The sequence below is a fragment of the Nocardia sp. NPDC059154 genome (assembly GCF_042755705.1).
Classification (GTDB): domain Bacteria; phylum Actinomycetota; class Actinomycetes; order Mycobacteriales; family Mycobacteriaceae; genus Nocardia.
Map to the genome: position 1 here is coordinate 14,548 of NZ_JBHZCS010000095.1, position 18,226 is coordinate 32,773.

Sequence of the window (18,226 nt, forward strand, 5' to 3'; positions counted from 1 at the left end):
GCATGAGTATCAAGGCGCTCGGCTACATGCGCATCGAGGCCACCGATATGGCGGCCTGGCGCGAGTACGGCCTCAAGGTGCTCGGCATGATGGAGGGCGACGGGCTCAACCCCGACGCGCTCTACCTGCGCATGGACGATTTCGCCGCACGCCTGGTGATCGTCCCCGGTGAGCAGGACCGGCTGCTGGTCTCGGGCTGGGAGGTCACCGACGCCCGCGGGCTGCAGCAGCTGCGCGAGACCCTGTCCAAGGCCGGGGTCGCCTTCACCGAGGGCACCAAGGAGGAGCTCGGCGAGCGCCGGGTCGAGGGCATGATCCGGTTCCAGGATCCGGCCGGCAACACCCTCGAGGCGTTCTACGGCGCGCAGTACCTGGGCCGCCGCTTCGTGAGCCCCTACGGCCACAAGTTCGTCACCGCCGAGCAGGGCCTGGGCCACGTGGTCCTCACCTGCACGGACGATGCTGCGGCACAGGCGTTCTACCAGGACGTGCTGGGCTTCCGGCTGCGCGACTCCATGCGGCTGCCTCCGCAGCTGGTGGGCCGTCCCGCCGACGGCGACCCGGCCTGGCTGCGCTTCTACGGCTGCAACCCGCGCCACCACGCGCTGGCGTTCCTGCCGCTGCCGAACCCGACGGGCATCGTGCACCTCATGGTCGAGGTGGAGAACTCCGACGACGTCGGCCTCTGCCTGGACCGCGCCAACCGCAAGAAGGTGAAGATGTCGGCCACCCTCGGGCGGCACATCAACGACAAGATGCTCTCGTTCTACATGAAGACGCCGGGCGGGTTCGACATCGAATTCGGCTGTGAGGGACTGGAAGTCGACGACCACTCGTGGATCGCGCGGGAATCCACCGCGGTCAGCCTGTGGGGCCACGACTTCAGCGTCGGATTCAAGTAGCGAGACGAACAGGGGCGGCCAATGACCACCGACGCCAATCCCGTCATCGACGGGCGTCAGTTCCGGAACGTGCTGGGGCAGTTCTGCACCGGCATCACCGTCATCACCACCTTCGACGGCGTCGACGGCGCGCGGGCCCCCATCGGCTTCGCGTGCCAGTCGTTCGCCGCCCTGTCCCTCGATCCGCCGCTGGTGCTCTTCTGCCCCACCAAGGAGTCCCGCTCCTGGGCGGCGATCGAACGCAACGGCAGCTTCGCCGTGAACATGCTCGCCGAGGAGCAACAGCCGGTGTGCGCCCGCTTCGGCTCCCGCGAACCCGACAAGTTCGCCGGAATCGACTGGCACACCTCGGAACTGGACCTCCCGGTGCTGGACGGCGCGTTGGCCACGATCCAGTGCACTGTGGACAACGTGCTCGACGGCGGCGATCACTACATCGTGATCGGCCGGGTCCAGGCCCTGTCGGAGTCCACCGACTCCGGCAGGCCGCTGCTCTTCTACCGGGGCCAGTACACGGCCATCGAACCGGAGAAGACGACGCCCGCGCCCTGGCGCGCGGACCTCGAACACTTCCTCACGACCACCACTCTCGATACGTGGTTGTGAAGATGACCAACTCTCGGTAGCTCTCAGGGGCTTCACCCCTGAAGCCCAACTACCCAGACAATGCGAAGGGCCCCTTGTAGATTCATCCACAGGGGCCCTTCCACATGTGTACAAGTCAGGCGGCGGCGCGGGCTTGGCGACGATATTGGCCTGGGGCCAGGCCATATTCGCGTTTGAACGCCTTCCCGAACGCGAACTCCGAGCTGTATCCCGCTCGGGCCGCGACTTTTTCGATGGCCAGCTCGTCCTCGCGCAACAGGCGGGCCGCCGTGGTGAGCCGCCAGCGGGTCAGGTACGCCAGCGGCGGTTCGCCGACCATGGCATTGAACTTGCGGGCGAACGCGGCGCGGGACAGGCCCGCGTGGTCGGCGAGGGACTGCACGGTCCAGGGCGCGGCCGGATCGCCGTGCATGGCTTCGAGCGCCGGGGCGACGGCCGGATCACGCAGCGCCGCAGCCCATCCCACCGCCTCGGATTGCGGCTGCTCCTCGATCCAGGCGCGCAGGATGTACAGCAGCAGCGAGTCGATCAGGGCCGGCACGATGCCGTGCGATCCGATGCGCGGATTGTCGAGCTCCGCGCCGAGCAGCTGGATCGCGGCATTCAACTCCGGGTGCCGGCCGTGGCGGGCGGGCAGATGGACCACCTCCGGGAGCTGCCGCAGCAACGGATGCGGCCGCTGCCCGTCGAGGTGATAGTTGCCGCAGAGCAGACTGGTGGCCGGGCCGTCCCCGCCGATCTGCAACGCGCCCACGGGCGGACGCTGGGTGTACTGCTCGGGCCGGGGAACCTCCGGAGGGGTGTCCGGGTGGTCGGCGAGAATATGCCCCGCCCCGTCCCGGACGAAGACCACATCACCGGGCCCGAGCGCGATCGGCCGGGCACTGCTGTCCGAGGGATAGAACCAGCAGGTCCCGTGCAGCACCACGTGGAATCCCGCACCCGCCGTCGACGGCAGCTGCAGCGCCCACGGCGCCCGTCCATCCGTCCGCACCGAGTTCGGCGCACCGGTCCGCATCGAAGCCAGGGCCTCACTCAGCACATCCATGACCGATCTCCTTCACCTCGAACCCGTGCCCTGCAACCCGGATCCCGCCCCGATTATTCGCCCCGCCCCTCACTCGACGGTCAGCACCACTTTGCCGACCGTCTGCCCCGACGCCACGATCTCGTGCGCCTTCCCCGCCTCCTCCAGCGGCAGCGTCTCGGCAATGGTCGGCCGCAGCTTCCCCGCGTCGACCAGCTCCGCGATCTGCTCCAGCGCCCAGTAATCCGGTTCCACAGAAACACCCGCGAACCGGCGCCCGGCTTCCTTCACGGCCCGCTCCAGCTCCGGGTTCACATGCTCGAGAATGGTCACCAGCACCCCACCCGGCTTCAACACCTGAAGCGACCGTGCACCATCGGCGACAGAGTCGAAGACAATGTCGACATCCTTCACGACCGCGGTGAAATCGGTTGTCCGGTAATCGATCACCTCATCGGCCCCGAGGCTCTTCACATAGTCGTGCTTCCCGGCACTGGCCAGCGCGATCACATACGCACCCCGCGCCTTCGCAATCTGCACCGCCAGATGCCCGACCCCACCGGCCGCCCGGTGAACCAGCACCCGATCCCCCTCCCCGACCCCCGCCTTGTCCACCAGCCCCTGCCACGCGGTCAGCGCCGCCAGCGGCAGCGCCGCAGCCTCAACATGACTCAGCGACTTCGGCTTCCGAGCCACCTGCCGCGAGGGCGTAGCCACATACTCCGCGTAACCCGTTGCGGCCCGAGGAAAGAACGGCATCCCATAAACCTCTTCCCCGATCTCATACCGCGCCCCCGGCCCAGCAGCCTCCACCACCCCGGAGATATCCCACCCAACCCCGAACGGCGGCTCCCCCAGCAACGGGAACGCCCCCGACCGCACCGCCACATCAACAGGATTGACCGCACTGGCCTTCACCCGAACCAGCACCTCCCCCGAAAGCAACTCCGGCTTCTCGACCTCTACAACCTCCAGCACCTCAGGCCCACCGAAGCTCTTCTGAACCACCGCACGCATCGCTCTGTCCTCCAACGCTTTTCCCCGGCCCGTTCATCGAACCGAACGAGGACAACGCTAGGCGGAAGTTACAAGACCCTGAATGGCCTCAGATCTCTCATTTTTATCCAATCGTATCCATTGGAAGACGTAGAGCCAGTTGATGCCAGACCAATCCGAATACCAGCGGATCGGAAACGCAGGCCCTCTAAGGTTGTGCCATGTCCCGCCTGGACCGCATCACATCCAGCCCGGCCGTATGCCATGGCAAGCCGACGATTCGCGGGCTGCGCTACACCGTCGAGATGCTGCTGGAACTGCTTGCCGCCGGGATGCCCACTGCCGAAATCCTCGACGACTACCCAGACCTCGAACCCGACGACCTCCTTGCGGTCCTCGAGTATGAAGCCACCCTGCGCAGATCGAGGTGACAAGGGAACCGCTGGATCAGGGAGTTCCCAGTCGACGATGAGGCTGGCCGGTTATGGCTGCGATGCAATCGAAGTCGCGGTCGCGGTGCAGCAAGGTCAGACCCCTGAGTTCGGCGGTAGCCGCGACGACGAGGTCGACCGGTCCCGCGCTGCGGTGCTGCCCTCGACTGGTCAACTCGCCCTGCACTTCCCATGCCCGCCGGTAGGCACGATCGTCGACCGGCTCCCAGCCGAACAGAATGCGAATCTGCTCGATCAGCGACTCGCGATCGGCAATCGAGCGCGCACTGTAAAAGAACTCGAGTTCGGTGATCGGGCAGATCGCGATCAGCCCTGCGGCGGCGACGCGCTGCCACACCACCCCGTCCGGCTCCTGACGCAGCAGCGGAACCAGAGCGCTCGTGTCGATGAGGAACTGCGCCCCGTTCACCGGCGATAGTTCCGCTTGTCTTCGAATATCTCCACATCGATCGCGCCATCGGCGACCAGTTCCTGTAGCCGCGTCAGCGCGACCGCACGGCGGCGGATCTCGAGAATTTCCCGAAGGGCCGCATTCACGGTGTCTTTCTTCGTCGTTGTCCCAAGGGCCTTCGACGCGTCGGCTACCAGCTGATCGTCAAGGTCGATCACCGTCCGAGCCATGAGCCACCTCCAGATATACAAGCCTGAATCGATGATATCAGGTTAGATACATCAAGGGCGGGCAGATCGGCAGAAGACGCTGGTCAGCTTACTGATCGGTCATTGAACCGGTGCCGAAAACGCCGCTGGGCCGCAACCGGAGTCGGTTGCGGCCCAGTGAAGGGGTGGGGTCAGGCGTTGGCGGCCGACTTTTCCTTTTCGCGCTGGAGTTCCAGAGCGATGTCGATGAGCTGGTCTTCCTGGCCGCCCACCAGCTTGCGCTGGCCGGCGCGGACGAGCATTTCGGCGGCGGAGACGCCGTAGCGCTCGGCCTGGCGCTCGGCGTGGCGCAGGAACGACGAGTAGACGCCGGCGTAGCCCATCATGAGGGCCTGGCGATCTAGGAGGCATTCGCTCGGCATGGCCGGGCGGACGACATCCTCGGCGGCATCGGTGACGGCGAAGAAGTCGACGCCGGTCTTGATGCCGAGCTTGTCGCAGACGCCGATGAAGGCCTCGACGGGGAGGTTGCCCGCGCCCGCGCCGAAACGGCGTGCGCTGCCGTCGATCTGGGTGGCGCCGGCGCGCACGGCGTAGACCGAGTTGGCGACGGCCAGGCCCAGGTTCTCGTGGCCGTGGAAGCCGACCTGCGCGTCATTGCCGAGCTCGGCGACCAGGGCGGAGACGCGGTCGGTGACCTGCTCCAGCACCAGCGCACCGGCGGAGTCGACGACGTACACGCACTGGCAGCCCGCGTCGGCCATGATGCGGGCCTGCTCGGCGAGGTTCTCCGGGGTGGTGGAGTGCGCCATCATCAGGAAGCCGACGGTCTCGAGGCCGAGGTCGCGGGCCATGTTGAAGTGCTGGATCGAGACGTCGGCCTCGGTGCAGTGGGTGGCGATGCGGCAGATGCTCGCGCCATTGTCCTGCGAGATCTTGATGTCTTCCTTGACGCCGACGCCCGGCAGCATGAGGAAGGCGATCTTGGCCTGCTTGGCGGTCTCCGCGGCGGCCTTGATCAGTTCCTGCTCAGGGGTTTTCGAGAAACCGTAGTTGAACGAGGAACCGCCCAGGCCGTCACCGTGGGTGACCTCGAGGACCGGCACGCCCGCCGCGTCGAGGGAGGCGACGATGTCGCGCACTTCCTGCACGGTGAACTGGTGCCGCTTGTGGTGCGAGCCGTCACGCAGGCTGGTGTCGGTGACCCGGATGTCCAGATCCGCCGAGAACGGCTTCGCCACCGCGAGCGGTGAATTGGATTCAGCGTTCGAATTGCTCACTGTCGGAACTCCTTACACCCGAGCCGAGATGATCTGGTCGGCCAGCACATTGCCCACCTGAGTGGCGGCGGCCGTCATGATGTCGAGGTTGCCCGAGTACGGCGGCAGGAAGTCGCCCGCGCCCTCGACCTCGACGAAGATCGAAACCTTTGCCATGCCACCGGAAACCAGCGACGGCTCGTCGAACTGCGGCTCGTTGAGCAGCCGGTAGCCGGGCACGTACTCCTGGATGGACTTCTCCATCCGGTGCACCGACTCGGTGATGGCGTCGCGGTCGGCGTCCTCGGGGATGGCGCAGAAGATGGTGTCGCGCATGATCATCGGCGGCTCGGCCGGGTTCAGGATGATGATCGCCTTGCCCCGCTTCGCCCCACCGATGGTCTCGACACCGGCGGAGGTGGTCTTGGTGAACTCGTCGATGTTCGCGCGAGTGCCGGGACCGGCGGACACGGAGGACACCGACGCCACGATCTCGGCGTACTCGACGGGAACCACGCGAGAAACCGCGTGCACCATCGGAATGGTCGCCTGTCCACCGCAGGTGATCATGTTGACGTTCATCTCGTCGCGCAGCGAGTCGAGGTTGACCGGCGGAATCACGGCCGGGCCCACGGCGGCGGGGGTGAGGTCGATGGCGCGGATGCCGGCCTCGGCGTACTTGGGCGCGTAGGCCCGGTGCACGTACGCGGAGGTGGCCTCGAACAGCAGGTCCGGCTTCTCCGGCAGCGCCAGCAGCCAGTCCGCGCCCTCGGCGGAGGTCTCCAGGCCCAGGCCGCGGGCGCGCTTGAGGCCCTCGGACTCCGGGTCGATGCCGATCATCCAGCGCGGCTCGATCTTCTCCGAACGCAGCAGCTTGTACAGCAGATCGGTGCTGATATTGCCGGACCCGACGATCGCGGCGGTGACTTTGCTTGCAGTCACGGCTTTCTCCTACTCGGTGAGGTCAGTGTCTGTGCGACGCGGCCTGATCGGCTCAGGTCTACGCGAAACCCAGATGGACGGAACCGAGTCCGGCGAACTCGGCGATGAACTCGTCGCCCGGGCGGGCGTCGATGGCGCGGGTGCAGGAGCCGGGCAGCACGATGTCGCCGGCCTTGAGGCGCACCCCGAAGGAGGCGACCTTGCGCGCCAGCCACGCCACCGCGATGGTCGGGTCACCCAGCACGGCGTCCGAGCGGCCCTCGGCGATGACCTCGCTATTGCGGGTCAGCACGGCGTCGATGTTCTTGATATCCAGCTGATCCGGTGAGACCCGCTGCTTGCCCAGCACGTAGCCGGCGGAGGACGCATTGTCGGCAATGGTGTCGCAGAGCGCGATCTTCCAGTCCTTGATGCGGGTGTCGATGAGCTCGATGGAGGGCGCGTAGGCGACGGTGGCCTTGCGCACGTCCTCCTCGGTGCAGTCCTCGCCGGGCAGGTCGGCGCCCAGGATGAAGCCGACCTCGACCTCGACGCGCGGGTACAGGTACTTGGAGGTGTCGACCGGAATGTCTTCGAAGACTTCCATCTCCGCGAGCAGGTGCCCGTAGTCGGGTTCGTCCACACCCATCATCTGCTGCATGGCCTTGGAGGACAGGCCCACCTTGTGGCCCACGACCTTGGCGCCGCCGTCGAAGCGCTGCCGCATATTGATGAGCTGGATCTCGTAGGCATCGACCACGTCGATCTCGGGATGCCGCACGGCCAGCGGATCGATCGGAACCCGGGTCCGCTCGGCCGCCGCGAGCTCGTCGGCCAGTTCCTTACGTAGCGCGTCGGTCAGCACGCTGTGTTCCTTCCATCGGGGGTACCGGCCGGTGGCCATCCAGTAACGAGACTAGAAACTGAAACGAGTTTTTGTGAATAACGTCGCTTCAGCAGTCCCATCTGCCAGACCAACATAGACCAAACCAGGATCGATTCTATAACGTGTTCTACATGACTGATCGGGATTACGACGTGGTGGTGGTCGGCAGCGGTGCCGCCGGTATGTCCGCCGCCCTCACCGCTGCGCACCACGGTCTGCGCACGGTGCTCATCGAAAAGGCCGCTCATTACGGCGGTTCTACCGCGCGATCGGGCGGTGGCGTCTGGATTCCCGGAAACAAGGTGCTGAAGGCCGCGGGCCGTGGGAACGACCTCGACGAGGCGCGCACCTACCTGTACAGCATCATCGGCGACGTGGTGCCCAAGGAGAAGATCGACACCTACATCGATCGCGGCGCCGAAGCCTTCGACTACGTGCTCGACCACTCCGCCCTGAAGATGACCTGGGTACCCGGCTACTCCGACTACTACCCGGAGGCACCGGGCGGCAAGGCGGACGGCCGCAGCTGCGAGCCCAAGCCGTTCAACCTCAAAGTCCTGGGCCAGGAGCGCTTCAAGCTGGAGCCGGCCTACAGCAAGGCGCCGCTGAACGTCGTCGTCATGCAGGCGGACTACAAGAAGCTCAACCTGATTCGCCGCCACCCGGTCGGCATCGCGCGCGTGCTGCGCGTCGGCACCCGCTGGGCGTGGGGCAAGGTCACCGGCAAGGCGCTGGTCGGCATGGGCCAGGCCATCATCGCCGGCCTGCGCAAGGGCCTGCTGGACGCGAATGTGCCGGTGCTGCTGAACACCCCGCTCACCGGACTGGTCATCGACAACGGCGTGGTCACCGGCGTCGACGCCGAGGAGAACGGGCAGGCCGTCCGGTTCAATGCCAAGTACGGCGTCATCCTGGCCAGCGGCGGTTTCGAGCACAACGCCGATATGCGGCACAAGTACCAGCGCGAGCCCATCACCACCGAGTGGACCACGGGCGCGGCCGCCAATACCGGCGACGGCATCCGGGCCGGCATCGCGGCGGGCGCGGACATCGACTTCATGGACGACGCCTGGTGGGGTCCGACCACCTTCCGCGGTGAAGGAAAGCCCTGGTTCTGCCTCGCGGAGCGGAATCTGCCCGGCAGCATCATGATCAATACGCAAGGTCAGCGATTCGGTAATGAGTCCGCTCCTTACGTCGAGGCTGTGCACACCATGTACGGCGGCGAATACGGGCAGGGTGAGGGTCCGGGCGAGAACGTGCCGTGCTGGCTGGTGTTCGATCAGCGCTACCGGTCCCGGTACATCTTCGCCGGATTGCAGCCTGGCCAGCGGATTCCGTCCCGCTGGATGGAAAACGACCTGATCGTCGTCGCGCCCACGGTGGCCGAACTGGCCGAGAAGATCGGCGTCCCCGCCGACCAGCTGGCCGCCACCATCGAGCGCTTCAACGGCTTCGCCGCGACCGGCAAGGACCTCGACTACAACCGCGGCGACAGCGCCTACGACCGGTACTACGGCGACCAGACCATCAAGCCGAACCCGTGCCTGAACAAGCTCGAGGTCGGCCCGTTCTACGCGGTGAAGATGGTCCCCGGCGACCTCGGCACCAAGGGCGGCTTGGTCACCGACAACGATGCCCGCGTGCTGCGCGAGGACGGGACCGTCATCGAGGGCCTGTACGCCGCCGGCAACACCTCGTCCCCGGTCATGGGACACACCTACGCCGGTCCCGGCGCGACCATCGGCCCCGCCATCACCTTCGGCTACCTGGCCGCCCTGGACATCGCCGCCAAGGCGAAGAACGGCGCCCCGGTAGCCGAGACGGTGTCTTCCCAAGAAGCGTCCTGAACCGTCCCAACCCGGTTCAGGATCGGGTTGGGCGCGAGTCGGGTCACGTCGAGTCCGCGCCCAACCCACCCCGCATGCCCCGCCGTACCGCTCTATCCCGGCGGGGCGCGGACAACTGAACAGCCCGTGCCCGCCGCCGCGAACGCTCTTTCCCGCGGCGGGCCGGGAACCAGACTTTCGAGCGCGACCCGGTCAGCGGGGCGGCGGCTTGCGGGGAGGCGAGCCGCGCCGGACCATCGGACGCGAGTGACGAGGAGAACCTTTCATGCCCATCGATTTGAGTGTCGCGCTCGGCGCGCAGATCCCCGCGCGCGAATTCAGCTGGTCCGCCAGTGATGTGCAGACCTACAACCTGGCGCTCGGCGCGGGCAACCGCTGGACCGACGCCGCCGAGCTGCGCTACGTCGACGATCGCGAGCCGCAGGTGCTGCCGTCGTTCGCGACCGTCGCGCCGTCCTTCCACGAGACCGAGCCGCCGAAGGTGAAGTTCGACGGCATCGACATCGATCTGGCGAAGGTCGTGCACGGCAGCCAGGAGATCATCGTGCACCGCCCGATCCCGGCCTCCGGCAAGGGCAGCATCTCCGGCCGCATCAGCGAGATCTGGGACAAGGGCTCCAATGCCGTCATCTGGCGCGAGGACACCGCCGTCGGCTCCGACGGCGAACCCCTGTGGACGTCGCGCTCCTCCATCTTCGCCAAGGGCGAGGGCGGCTTCGGCGGCGACCGCGGCCCCAGCGCGAAGACCGAACTTCCGGACCGGGCACCGGATTTCGAGGTCCTCACCCCCACCCTCCCGCAGCAGGCGCTGCTCTACCGCATGTGCGGCGACCGCAACCCGCTGCACTCGGACCCCGAATTCGCCCGCAATGCCGGCTTCCCCAACCCGATCCTGCACGGCCTGTGCACCTACGGCCTGGTCCTGAAGACCGCGACCGACACGGTCCTCGCCTCGGATGTGTCCCGCGTCAAGGGTTTCCGCGCCCGCTTCGCCGGCGTCATGTACCCCGGTGAGACCCTGCGCTCCCGAATCTGGCAGCAGGACGGCGAACTCGTCATCGCGGTCACCGTCGTCGAGCGCGACGACGCCCCCGTCCTCGCGGACGTGGTCCTCACCCACTCGTAACCCGAACAGAGCTTCAAGATCAGGGAGCTCTCACTGCGGAAATCGGACAGATTTCCTCGGTGGGAGCTCCCTGATCTTGTTGGGCAGTGGGTGTTCGGAGTCCAGGCTCTGGAGCTGGGGCGGTAGGCGTACCGGAGGGCGGCTACCAGGTCCTCGCGGGTGAGGGTGGGGCAGTCGGTGAGGAGTCGAGACCCGGTGGGTGACACGGCAATCCGGCCATAAGCCGCATACCGGATATCAAGATGGCCGCAAACCTTCAGCGCGACAGCGGGATCGGCGACAGCCGAGTTGCTCAAAGCGGCCGAAATTCGATTGAACCTGACCCAAGACGCGCTGGAGGCGTAACGTCTTCAGGCATACGGTGAATATCTAGCTAACCAACTGAATATCTAGCTGACTACTACCGATAGACATGGAGAAGGTGAACAAATGGCCGCCTGGCAAGTGTTCACGGCCACTCTCGCAACGCTCGTGATCATGGCTGTCACCATCATGAGCCTGCACCACCCCCATCACGATCCGGACCGGCTCTCCGTAGAACGCATCCGCGATCGAATCAACAAGGAACGCAGCGTATCAGCGCTGGCAACTCCCGACACATCCGCCTGGTCGCACCTCGCTCCGGATCACCCGCTGGGCGTCCAGGAAGCCCATCGCACCATGCAGCAGCACCGCCGCTGCCCGGTTGCTGAGTGCGCGCGCAAAGCCGCGGCATTCCGGGCGCTCATCGACGCCGGCCGCATCAAGCCGACCCGCATGCCCCCCGCCCTCCAGTAGTCGCCGCGGCGGTCGCCCCGCTCAGAGTCCGGACAGGTATCCGGGCGGGACGGCGGCCACCAGCCAGACCCCATTGGTGCTGACCCGGAATTCGTGCCCGTCGCGGTGCATCGCGCCGGCAGCCACGGTCAGTACCACGGGTCTGCCACGTCGTGCCCCGACCTTGACGGCGGTCTCGGTATCCGCCGACAGGTGAACGTCGTGGCGGCGCATGGGCTTCAGCCCCTCGGCGCGAATTCCGGGCAGGGCCGCGGCAACGGTGCCGTGGTAGAGAGCCGCGGGCGGTACGGTCGCCCGATACTCCAGGTCAACGTCGACACTGTGCCCCTGACTCGCGCGGATCCGGGTCCCCGTCGCATCGAATTCGAAGCGGCGCTTGTTGTTCCGCGCCACCACCTCGTCCAGTTCGGGACGCGAGAGCGCCCGCCCGTGCCGGCCCAGCGCCGACAGCAGCGTGGCGACGTCCACCCACCCGGCCGGGTCCAGCGCGATGCCGATGGCCTCGGGGGCGTGCCGTAGGTGCCTCGACAACCGTTTCGAGGCCTTGATCATCTGTTGTTCGTCCATGGCGCGAGTGAACCAGCCCCACAGCCGGATTCGAAGCGATTTTCGGCTCAGCCGCCGGGCGTGTTCTCGGCTCGGCCGACGGTCCGGTCGTCCGTCAGTCCGCGAACCAGCATGGCGTACAATGCGATCACGGTGAACGGCGCCAGGATCGGCACCCAGGTGAGTCCGGTGGGCAGCACGGTCGCGGCCCCCGCCGCCACCGTGAACACCAGTGCGCCCGCCACCGACGGAATCGTCGTCGGCACCACGCCCACCGGAGCCGACACGGTCGCCGTGTTCAGCAGGTAGGTGGTCGCGACCAGCCCGATGCCGCCCGCCACCAGCGCCCCGGTCCCGACCCAGGCCAGCGCCGCCATGGCCGCGAGCACGGCCAGCACCGCGCACACCCGCCAGCGCCAGCCGGCCACCGCCAGGATGATCACCGCTATCGCGGCCCACGGCAGGACGATGGCCACCGCGCCCGCCAGCAGCAGCCCGGACAGCACGGCGAGGAACCTGGTCATCGGCGAACCCTCACGGTGCGGCGGTGTTCGGGCAGCAGGCGCATGACCTGATCGAGGCGGGTGTCCTCGGGCCAGGGCACGATGTCGACGCCGACGGTGCCCATATCGCGGTACATGGAGGTGCGTTCCAGCTGCCACATGCGTGCGAGGGTGGAGTCCAGGCCATCGCCGAACGGCGTTCCGCGCAGCACGTCGACCACCACCACGACGTGGCCGCGCTTGCGCAGATCGATGAGGGCCAGGGCGAATTGGGTGTCGAGCAGCGTGGAGAAGGCGACGATGACCGCCCCGATGGGCACCGCGGCGTGCGGCGCCAGCGTGCCCTCGGTGAGGATGTGCTCGTCACCGACATCCAGCACGGCATCCACGATGCGATAGAACTGGCGGCGGCCGATATCCGGTCGCAGCCAGCGTGGAGTGCGGCCCAGGCACACGACCGCCGTGCGGTCGCCCGCCTGAAGCGCGGACTGGGCCACCTGGGCGGCGCCGCGCACCGACAGCTCCAGTGAGTCCGACGCGGGCCCGGGCGCCTGCATCGACGTGTCCACCAGCACAACCACATCCGCGGCCCGGTTGGTGAAGCGCTCGGTCACGAACAGCTGCCCGCGCCGCGCACTCACCGGCCAGTTCACGGTGCGCAGCTGATCCCCCGGCGTGTACGCGCGGATATCCGCGTACTCCACGCCCGGCCCGGCCCGCCGGGTGAGATGGGTGCCCATCCGTTCGGGAAGTTCGGTGCGCGGCAGGCGCATCCGCTGCGGATCGGTGATCGGATAGACGTACACCTCGCCCGCACGCAAGCGCACCGAGGCCACCGCCAGCCCGGCCGGGCTCAGCGCGGTCACCCGCATCGGCACCGGATATCGGCCCCAGCGCGGGGCCGACAGCGCCAGCCGGAGCCCGGCGGGCGCGGTCCCGGAGTCCACCGTCTCCTCGACATGGATCTCCATGCTCTGCAAGGGTTCCGGATGCAGCCGCAGCAGCGCGTGCCCGCGTTCCACGAACGCCGCGGCGGTCAGCACCACCTCTTCGGTCTCGAAGCAGCGCAGCACCCCCGCCCCGTCCACCTGGATGCGGGTGCGGGACTGCTGCAGCGGCGCGGTGGCCAGCACCCCGAGCATGGGCGCGGCGAACACCACCAGCTGCCACTTGCCCAGTACCAGCGCCAGCACCAGGGCGGGCACGGACACCGCGGCGAGCATGAACACCAACGGTGCGGGCCGCCAGCGCAATTCGGCCTCGACCGCCGTACTCGTGTCGCGATGCTTCATACGCGCCTCAGGCCTGGGTGGCGCGTGGGACCGGCAGGCGGCGCAGCAGTTCGGAGATCACGTCCTCGCCGCGGATGCGGCGGACCCACATCTCGGGGCGCAGCGTGATGCGATGGGCCATCGCCGGCACGGCGAGCGCCTTCACGTCCTCGGGGACCACGTAGTCGCGGCCGTGCAGCAGGGCCCGGGCGCGGGCCATCTGCACCAGGTCGAGTTCGGCGCGGGGGCTCGCGCCGACCTCCACCTGCGGATGCCCGCGGGTGGCCGAGGCGAGGGAGACGACGTAGCCCACCACATCCGGGTGCACCGTCACGAATTCCACCGACTGCCGCATCTCCAGCAGGCCGTCGGCATCCGCCACCTGCCCGATCTGGGCGGGCTGCGAGCCGCGTTCCAGGCGGCGGCGGATCATGTTCATCTCGTCGGTCTCCGACAGGTAGCCCAGCCGCAGCTGCATGGCGAAGCGGTCGAGCTGGGCCTCGGGCAGCGGGTAGGTGCCCTCGTACTCGATCGGGTTGTCGGTGGCGAAGACGACGAAAGGCTGTGGCAGCGGGAAGGTTTCGCCGTCGATGGAGACCTGCCCCTCGGCCATGGCCTCCAGCAGGGCGGCCTGGGTCTTGGGCGGGGTGCGGTTGACCTCGTCGGCCAGCAGCATATTGGTGAAGACCGGGCCGCGCCGGAAACTGAAACGGCCCGAATGCATGTCGTAGATCGTCGACCCGATGAGGTCGGCGGGCAACAGGTCCGGGGTGAACTGCACGCGGGTGAAGTTCAGCCCGAGCGCGGTCGCGAAGGAGCGCGCGATGAGGGTCTTGCCCAGTCCGGGCAGGTCCTCGATCAGGATGTGGCCCCCGGACAGCACCGCGATCATGATCAGCTGCAGTTCGTCCCGTTTGCCGACCACGACCCGGGATACTTCACGCAGCACCGCGTCGGTGCGCTTGATGGTCACGTCCATCGGTGATGTCATCGCATGTCTCGCATCTCATCTCACATGTTCTGCAGTCGGCGCAGGATTTCGTCCAGGGCCTCGCGGCCGGGGGCCCGATTGACCTGATCGCGCAGCGCCGAGTTCGCCGGGTCCACCCAGCGCCACAGCTCGGGCCCGAACTGCAGCTGTCCCGCCACTTCCAGCGCCCGCCGGTTCTTGGCCATCCGGTGCCCGCTGGTCAGTTCGAATTCCTTGGCCAGCAGCGGCCGCAGGTGCCGATCCCACTCCGCGCGCGAGCCCTCGGAGCGGTCCGCCAGCATCTGGGCGCGCGCCTGCCAGCGGTGCAGCATCTCGACGGGACCGTTGTCGATGTCGTTGTCGTCCGGTTCGGGCGGGGCGAGCCGGCGCGACCGCTCCACCAGCGACCACACCAGCAGTCCCAGCGCCGCAGCCACCGGAACGGCGGTGAGGGCGACCAGATGCTCACGCTGATCGCCGAGAGCGAGCAGTTCGAACAGCAGGGCCAGCGCCACCGCACCCACCACGATCGCACTCCGATTCATGGCCGGACCCCCGTTCGGCCCCTCGGGATCCGCACTGCCACACCGTCTTTCATGCCGCCTGCCCCTGTAGATCGGCCAGCACGATGCGCAGCAGCTGCTCGGCGCGCATCCGCTGCCACTCCAGCATGGAGTGCGGGCTGAACCGCGCCTCCTCGAACAGGGCCACCAGTTCCCGCGCCGACGCGTCGTGCAGGAAGCCGCGGTCGAAGGCTCGCGCCAGCACCTCGGACGGGGTGTCGGAGGCCAGCGGGGCGACCTCCCGCGCCGTCGCCAGACCGCGTTCCATGGCGACGTAGCAGGCGATGATGGCGGTGCGCGGGTCCTGCCCCGGCGCGATCATGGCCGCCAGGCCCATCTCGGCGACCTTGGCCAGTGAGACCGCCTCGGTGGCCGTGGGCTGTGGCAGGGGCGTGTGCTCCAGCGAGGGCCGGCGGTTCGAGCCCACCGCCACCACGACCAGGCCGGTCATGGCGATCAGCACCAGCACGCCGGCGGTGATGCCGACCAGCAGCAACGCGGTGCCGGTGAGCGTGGGCTCGGGGACCGCCTCCTCCGGCGGTGCCACGGTCTCCTGTGGCTGCGGGGCGGGCCCGGTGGCGGACACGCTCGGCGGCGTCCCCACCTGGGTCTGCCGCGCCGGCGTCACCAGGTACACCGACAGCACCGCGGTCACGATCAGCGCGATGGCCGCGATCCCGACCAGCAGCAGGAGCCCGAGCCGGCGCAGGCCCGGCACGCGCACCGCGGACTCGCGGTCGGGTTCGGGCATGGCGAGCGGGAGGCGATGCTGGCTGTTGATCACACCCGCCACCAGAATCACCATCGAGACCAGCAGCAGCACCGGCATCAAGGCCAGTGACACCGCCGACGACGGATGTGGCGCGGCGGGTCCTCCGGTTCCCGGAATGTACCCGCGCAGTGCGACGACAGCCAGCATCACGAGCCCGATCAATGCGATCGCGCGTGCTGCCACCGTCCCCACCCCAGTCACGAATACTCCTAACCAGAGTCCAGCGGAATCAGGCACATAGTTACATGCCGAGCGGTCCGTCAGGACCAAAATCGTGAAGCTGGAGTCACATACCCGCCGCGCATAAATCCCCCACCTGCGCGGCATCCCGTGCCAGACCCGAAAACCCAGGTCATCCCGGTCGAGGCCGACCCTGCCGCCGCAACCCCACTTATCACCATCCGTGCACGATCCGGGCGACCCGGAGCGCAGATCAAGATCGCACGGCAGCGAGGGAGGCAGGCCGGTCTCGCGAGGCAGGAGAGCCGCTCGGCGCATTCGAGGCCGGAAGGCACCGGGCCGCACGCCGTGGCGCAGCAGCCCGGCGACGCGGGGAGACCGCGTGCCGGGCTGAGGGTCGACGGTCTGGGACCGTAGCGATCAGGCGGTGCGGCGGACGCGGGCGCGCAGGCGGGTCAGTGGCGAGGGCTGAGCCAGAGCGCTGGCCGGTTCGGCGATCGGCTCCCGGACAGCCGGTGCCGGATAGACGGTGCCGGCGGGCGCGCCGACGCGGCCGGCCACGGTGCGCGGCTCGACCAGGCGGCCGAGGGCGCGGAAGTCCCAGCCCGCCGCCAGCCAGGGCTCGGGGTCGAGGGTATTGCGGGCGTCGATGATGACCCGGCCGCGGGCGACCGTGCGCAGGAAACCCGGATCCAGTTCCCGGAATTCGCGCCACTCGGTCAGGTGCAGGACCACATCCGCCTCGTGCAGGGCGGCCGCCGGGGTGGCGGCGAACACCAGCTGCGGGGCGACGGCACGCGCCGGACCCGTTGCGGCGGGGTCGAATACGGTCACCTCGACGCCGGCCGCGTGCAGCTGCTGCGCGACATCGAGGGCGGGTGAATCGCGGACGTCGTCGGAGAGCGGCTTGAACGCCGCACCCAGCACCCCGACCCGGCCGCGCGGGTGGTGACCGCCCAGCAGCTCCAGGGTCTCCCGCACCACGCGCTCGCGGCGACGCAGGTTGACCGCGTCGATGTCGCGCAGGAAGTCGACCGACTCCCCCGCACCGAGCTCGGTGGCGCGAGCGATCAGGGCGCGCACGTCCTTCGGCAGGCAGCCGCCGCCGTAGCCGAGGCCCGCGCCCAGGAACTTGCGGCCGATCCGGTCGTCGTGGCCCAGCGCATCGGCCAGCAGGGTCACGTCCGCGCCGGTGAGGTCGCACAGCTCCGCCATGGCATTGATGAACGAGATCTTGGTCGCCAGAAAGGCATTCGCGGAGACCTTGATCAGCTCGGCGGTCGGCAGGTTGGTGATCACCACCGGCGAGCCCGCGGCAATGGGCGTGGCGTACACCTGTCGCAGCGCCCACTCCGCGTCCGGCGTGGTGACACCGAAGACCAGCCGGTTCGGGTGCAGCGTGTCGTAGACCGCGTGCCCCTCGCGCAGGAACTCCGGGTTCCAGGCCAGATCGACCGAAATCCCTTCCGGCGCAAGCTCGGCGATGCGCGCGGTGAGCGCCTCGGCGGTGCCTACCGGCACCGTGGACTTGCCGACGATCAGGCAGTTGCGGGTCAGGTGCGGCACCAGCCCGTCCAGCGCGGTGTAGAGCTGCGACAGGTCGGCGGCCCCGTTCACCCCGGGCGGCGTTCCGACACAGAGGAAGTGGACGTCGGCGAACTCAGCGGCCTCGACGAGCGAGGTGCCGAAGCGCAGCCGCCCGCCCGACACGTGCCCGGCCAGCAGTTCCGGCAGTCCGGGCTCGTGGAAGGGCACCCGCCCGGCGGACAGCGCCGCGGCCTTGGCCGGGTTGTTGTCCACCCCGAGCACGTCGAAGCCGAGTTCGGCCATGCCCGCGGCATGGGTGGCGCCCAGGTATCCGGTGCCGATAACGGAGATGCGGAGCATCAGGATGCCTCCTTGGTGGCCGGGAACTCGCCCCGCGTGGAATCGGCCTGCAGAGTCGAATCCGCCTGCAGGCGTTCCGCGATCACCTCGCGGTAGTGACGGATGAGCAGATCGTTGACGGCCGTCCAGGAC

At 68.1% G+C, this 18,226-nt stretch carries 20 protein-coding genes; 6 read left to right on the forward strand and 14 right to left on the reverse strand.

Annotation, left to right across the window (positions count from 1 at the left end; all coding sequences use genetic code 11):
* The first annotated feature begins 2 nt into the window (after window positions 1-2).
* Entirely contained in the window at window positions 3-902 is a 900-nt protein-coding gene (gene hsaC, locus ACFXN1_RS46020) for an iron-dependent extradiol dioxygenase HsaC (RefSeq protein WP_354831276.1), read from the forward strand.
* A gap of 21 nt (window positions 903-923) precedes the next feature.
* Complete coding sequence (gene hsaB, locus ACFXN1_RS46025; RefSeq protein ID WP_354831279.1) at window positions 924-1,508, forward strand: 3-hydroxy-9,10-secoandrosta-1,3,5(10)-triene-9,17-dione monooxygenase reductase subunit; 585 nt, start codon at window positions 924-926, stop codon at window positions 1,506-1,508.
* 115 nt (window positions 1,509-1,623) lie between these two features.
* Here the strand turns inward: hsaB and ACFXN1_RS46030 are convergent, their stop codons facing one another.
* Complete coding sequence (locus ACFXN1_RS46030) at window positions 1,624-2,556, reverse strand: cupin domain-containing protein (protein WP_379437890.1); 933 nt, start codon at window positions 2,554-2,556, stop codon at window positions 1,624-1,626.
* 69 nt (window positions 2,557-2,625) lie between these two features.
* Window positions 2,626-3,552, reverse strand: a complete 927-nt coding sequence (locus tag ACFXN1_RS46035; protein ID WP_379398185.1) for an NADP-dependent oxidoreductase — start codon at window positions 3,550-3,552, stop codon at window positions 2,626-2,628.
* Window positions 3,553-3,752: 200 nt separating this feature from the next.
* Between ACFXN1_RS46035 and ACFXN1_RS46040 the strand changes: the two genes are divergently transcribed.
* Entirely contained in the window at window positions 3,753-3,962 is a 210-nt protein-coding gene (locus tag ACFXN1_RS46040; protein ID WP_379437888.1) for a DUF433 domain-containing protein, read from the forward strand.
* Window positions 3,963-3,978: 16 nt separating this feature from the next.
* Here ACFXN1_RS46040 and ACFXN1_RS46045 read toward each other — a convergent pair whose 3' ends face one another.
* The 5 genes from ACFXN1_RS46045 to ACFXN1_RS46065 all read right to left on the reverse strand — a co-directional run bounded on the left by ACFXN1_RS46045 (window position 3,979) and on the right by ACFXN1_RS46065 (window position 7,628).
* Window positions 3,979-4,392 (reverse strand): PIN domain nuclease, encoded by a 414-nt coding sequence (locus ACFXN1_RS46045; protein WP_379437887.1) that lies wholly within the window; start codon window positions 4,390-4,392, stop codon window positions 3,979-3,981.
* Window positions 4,389-4,604 carry a type II toxin-antitoxin system VapB family antitoxin gene (locus tag ACFXN1_RS46050; protein ID WP_040854392.1) on the reverse strand — a complete coding sequence of 72 codons (216 nt, stop codon included), beginning with the start codon at window positions 4,602-4,604 and terminating at the stop codon, window positions 4,389-4,391. Before ACFXN1_RS46050 ends, ACFXN1_RS46045 begins: the two co-directional genes overlap by 4 nt.
* Window positions 4,605-4,774: 170 nt before the next feature.
* A complete protein-coding gene (gene dmpG / locus ACFXN1_RS46055) occupies window positions 4,775-5,863 on the reverse strand; it encodes a 4-hydroxy-2-oxovalerate aldolase (protein ID WP_379437885.1) in 1,089 nt (362 codons plus the stop codon).
* Between the two features lie 12 nt (window positions 5,864-5,875).
* The gene (locus tag ACFXN1_RS46060) at window positions 5,876-6,784 is read right to left on the reverse strand and encodes an acetaldehyde dehydrogenase (acetylating) (RefSeq protein WP_354831289.1); all 909 of its coding nucleotides are present in this window, start codon (window positions 6,782-6,784) and stop codon (window positions 5,876-5,878) included.
* 58 nt (window positions 6,785-6,842) lie between these two features.
* Complete coding sequence (locus tag ACFXN1_RS46065) at window positions 6,843-7,628, reverse strand: 2-keto-4-pentenoate hydratase (RefSeq protein WP_379437884.1); 786 nt, start codon at window positions 7,626-7,628, stop codon at window positions 6,843-6,845.
* A 152-nt stretch (window positions 7,629-7,780) separates the two neighbouring features.
* Here ACFXN1_RS46065 and kstD point away from each other — a divergent pair, with 152 nt between their 5' ends.
* The 3 genes from kstD to ACFXN1_RS46080 all read left to right on the forward strand — a co-directional run bounded on the left by kstD (window position 7,781) and on the right by ACFXN1_RS46080 (window position 11,402).
* Complete coding sequence (gene kstD / locus ACFXN1_RS46070) at window positions 7,781-9,499, forward strand: 3-oxosteroid 1-dehydrogenase (protein ID WP_379437882.1); 1,719 nt, start codon at window positions 7,781-7,783, stop codon at window positions 9,497-9,499.
* 265 nt (window positions 9,500-9,764) lie between these two features.
* Window positions 9,765-10,625 (forward strand): MaoC/PaaZ C-terminal domain-containing protein, encoded by an 861-nt coding sequence (locus ACFXN1_RS46075; RefSeq protein ID WP_364606357.1) that lies wholly within the window; start codon window positions 9,765-9,767, stop codon window positions 10,623-10,625.
* Window positions 10,626-11,054: 429 nt separating this feature from the next.
* Window positions 11,055-11,402, forward strand: coding sequence for a hypothetical protein (locus tag ACFXN1_RS46080; RefSeq protein WP_379437880.1), 348 nt, complete (start codon window positions 11,055-11,057; stop codon window positions 11,400-11,402).
* Window positions 11,403-11,423: 21 nt separating this feature from the next.
* On the opposite strand, the gene ACFXN1_RS46085 is transcribed toward ACFXN1_RS46080, so the two are convergent.
* From ACFXN1_RS46085 to ACFXN1_RS46115, 7 genes are all read right to left on the reverse strand, one after another.
* A complete protein-coding gene (locus ACFXN1_RS46085; protein WP_379437878.1) occupies window positions 11,424-11,969 on the reverse strand; it encodes an RNA 2'-phosphotransferase in 546 nt (181 codons plus the stop codon).
* 47 nt (window positions 11,970-12,016) lie between these two features.
* Window positions 12,017-12,472, reverse strand: a complete 456-nt coding sequence (locus ACFXN1_RS46090) for a hypothetical protein (RefSeq protein WP_379437876.1) — start codon at window positions 12,470-12,472, stop codon at window positions 12,017-12,019.
* The gene (locus tag ACFXN1_RS46095; RefSeq protein ID WP_379383207.1) at window positions 12,469-13,743 is read right to left on the reverse strand and encodes a DUF58 domain-containing protein; all 1,275 of its coding nucleotides are present in this window, start codon (window positions 13,741-13,743) and stop codon (window positions 12,469-12,471) included. The genes ACFXN1_RS46090 and ACFXN1_RS46095 overlap by 4 nt, the downstream gene beginning before the upstream one ends.
* Before the next feature lie 7 nt (window positions 13,744-13,750).
* Window positions 13,751-14,713, reverse strand: coding sequence for an AAA family ATPase (locus tag ACFXN1_RS46100; RefSeq protein ID WP_379398199.1), 963 nt, complete (start codon window positions 14,711-14,713; stop codon window positions 13,751-13,753).
* Between the two features lie 20 nt (window positions 14,714-14,733).
* Complete coding sequence (locus ACFXN1_RS46105; RefSeq protein WP_379398201.1) at window positions 14,734-15,237, reverse strand: hypothetical protein; 504 nt, start codon at window positions 15,235-15,237, stop codon at window positions 14,734-14,736.
* 49 nt (window positions 15,238-15,286) lie between these two features.
* Window positions 15,287-16,228, reverse strand: coding sequence for a DUF4129 domain-containing protein (locus ACFXN1_RS46110; RefSeq protein ID WP_379437874.1), 942 nt, complete (start codon window positions 16,226-16,228; stop codon window positions 15,287-15,289).
* A 399-nt stretch (window positions 16,229-16,627) separates the two neighbouring features.
* Window positions 16,628-18,094 (reverse strand): UDP-glucose dehydrogenase family protein, encoded by a 1,467-nt coding sequence (locus ACFXN1_RS46115; RefSeq protein WP_379437873.1) that lies wholly within the window; start codon window positions 18,092-18,094, stop codon window positions 16,628-16,630.
* Window positions 18,095-18,226: the final 132 nt, after the last annotated feature.

Excerpts from the sequence above, each read along its gene's own strand:
- hsaC (WP_354831276.1), top strand. The coding sequence starts at position 3 with ATGAGTATCAAGGCGCTCGGCTACATGCGCATCGAGGCCACCGATATG.
- hsaB (WP_354831279.1), top strand. The coding sequence starts at position 924 with ATGACCACCGACGCCAATCCCGTCATCGACGGGCGTCAGTTCCGGAAC.
- ACFXN1_RS46030 (WP_379437890.1), bottom strand. The coding sequence starts at position 2,556 with ATGGATGTGCTGAGTGAGGCCCTGGCTTCGATGCGGACCGGTGCGCCG.
- ACFXN1_RS46035 (WP_379398185.1), bottom strand. The coding sequence starts at position 3,552 with ATGCGTGCGGTGGTTCAGAAGAGCTTCGGTGGGCCTGAGGTGCTGGAG.
- ACFXN1_RS46040 (WP_379437888.1), top strand. The coding sequence starts at position 3,753 with ATGTCCCGCCTGGACCGCATCACATCCAGCCCGGCCGTATGCCATGGC.
- ACFXN1_RS46050 (WP_040854392.1), bottom strand. The coding sequence starts at position 4,604 with ATGGCTCGGACGGTGATCGACCTTGACGATCAGCTGGTAGCCGACGCG.
- kstD (WP_379437882.1), top strand. The coding sequence starts at position 7,781 with ATGACTGATCGGGATTACGACGTGGTGGTGGTCGGCAGCGGTGCCGCC.
- ACFXN1_RS46075 (WP_364606357.1), top strand. The coding sequence starts at position 9,765 with ATGCCCATCGATTTGAGTGTCGCGCTCGGCGCGCAGATCCCCGCGCGC.
- ACFXN1_RS46080 (WP_379437880.1), top strand. The coding sequence starts at position 11,055 with ATGGCCGCCTGGCAAGTGTTCACGGCCACTCTCGCAACGCTCGTGATC.
- ACFXN1_RS46085 (WP_379437878.1), bottom strand. The coding sequence starts at position 11,969 with ATGGACGAACAACAGATGATCAAGGCCTCGAAACGGTTGTCGAGGCAC.
- ACFXN1_RS46090 (WP_379437876.1), bottom strand. The coding sequence starts at position 12,472 with ATGACCAGGTTCCTCGCCGTGCTGTCCGGGCTGCTGCTGGCGGGCGCG.
- ACFXN1_RS46095 (WP_379383207.1), bottom strand. The coding sequence starts at position 13,743 with ATGAAGCATCGCGACACGAGTACGGCGGTCGAGGCCGAATTGCGCTGG.
- ACFXN1_RS46100 (WP_379398199.1), bottom strand. The coding sequence starts at position 14,713 with ATGACATCACCGATGGACGTGACCATCAAGCGCACCGACGCGGTGCTG.
- ACFXN1_RS46105 (WP_379398201.1), bottom strand. The coding sequence starts at position 15,237 with ATGAATCGGAGTGCGATCGTGGTGGGTGCGGTGGCGCTGGCCCTGCTG.
- ACFXN1_RS46115 (WP_379437873.1), bottom strand. The coding sequence starts at position 18,094 with ATGCTCCGCATCTCCGTTATCGGCACCGGATACCTGGGCGCCACCCAT.